The sequence below is a fragment of the Methylophaga sp. UBA2689 genome (genome assembly GCA_002354555.1).
Lineage (GTDB): Bacteria > Pseudomonadota > Gammaproteobacteria > Nitrosococcales > Methylophagaceae > Methylophaga.
Map to the genome: position 1 here is coordinate 340 of DELT01000101.1, position 1,151 is coordinate 1,490.

1 protein-coding gene is annotated in these 1,151 nt (G+C 45.3%); it reads left to right on the forward strand.

Annotated features, from left to right (window positions below):
• A partial coding sequence (gene htpG, locus B3M51_RS12705) for a molecular chaperone HtpG (RefSeq protein WP_292759687.1) occupies nucleotides 1-1,151 on the forward strand: 1,151 nt, incomplete at both ends.

A 1,151-nucleotide genomic window follows, 5' to 3' on the forward strand; every position in this document is an offset into this window, starting at 1 on the left:
GCCGGTGAAGGTGAGTTCAATATTGAAACCATCGAAAAAGCCACCCGCGGTACCGAAGTCACTCTGCATTTGCGTGAAGATGAGGATGAATTTCTCAATGGCTGGCGTCTGCGTAATGTGATCCGTAAATATTCTGATCACATCAATCTGCCCATCATCATGCAAAAAGAGCCAGTGCCAGATGAAGAAGGCAAAATTGATGAAAGCATTATCGAAGATGAAACCGTCAATAAAGCCACGGCCTTATGGACTTTATCCAAAAACGATATTACTGATGAGCAATACAAAGAGTTTTACAAGCAGATTGCTCACGACTTTCAGGATCCATTGAGCTGGAGCCATAATAAGGTCGAAGGTAATACCGAATACACATCACTGTTATACATTCCATCCAAAGCGCCGTTTGATCTGTGGGATCGCGATCGCATGCACGGCATCAAGCTGTATGTGAAACGCGTGTTTATTATGGAAGACAGCGAACAGCTGATGCCACGTTACTTGCGTTTTATCCGCGGTGTAATTGATACCAATGATCTGCCATTGAATGTGTCGCGTGAAATCCTGCAAAGCAGCAAAGTCATTGATACCATCCGTGCTGCTTCAGTGAAGAAAATTCTCTCTGAACTGAACAAAATGGCTAATAACGAGCCTGAACAATATGCTGAATTCTGGAAAGAATTCGGTCAGGTGATCAAAGAAGGTCCAGGCGAAGACTTTGCCAACAAAGAAGCATTGGCCAAATTACTACGCTTTGCCAGCACTGAAACCGGTAATGCCGAGCAAACCGTTTCACTGGAAGATTATGTCAGCCGGATGAAAGACAAGCAGGACAAAATCTTTTACATCACTGCCGAAAGTTATGCTGCGGCGAAAAACAGTCCGCATCTCGAAGTATTCCGTAAGAAAGGCATTGAAGTCCTGTTGCTCACCGACCGCGTCGATGAATGGCTGGTAAACTCTCTGACTGACTTTGACGGCAAACACCTGCAATCCGTTGCCAAAGGCGATCTGGATCTGGGTGAGCTTGAAGACGAAGAAGAGAAAAAAGCGCACGAAGAAGTCGAGAAAAACTTCGAAGATCTGGTTGAGCGGGTCAAGAAAACCCTGGATGAGAAGGTCAAGGATGTTCGCATCACTCATCGTTTGACCGA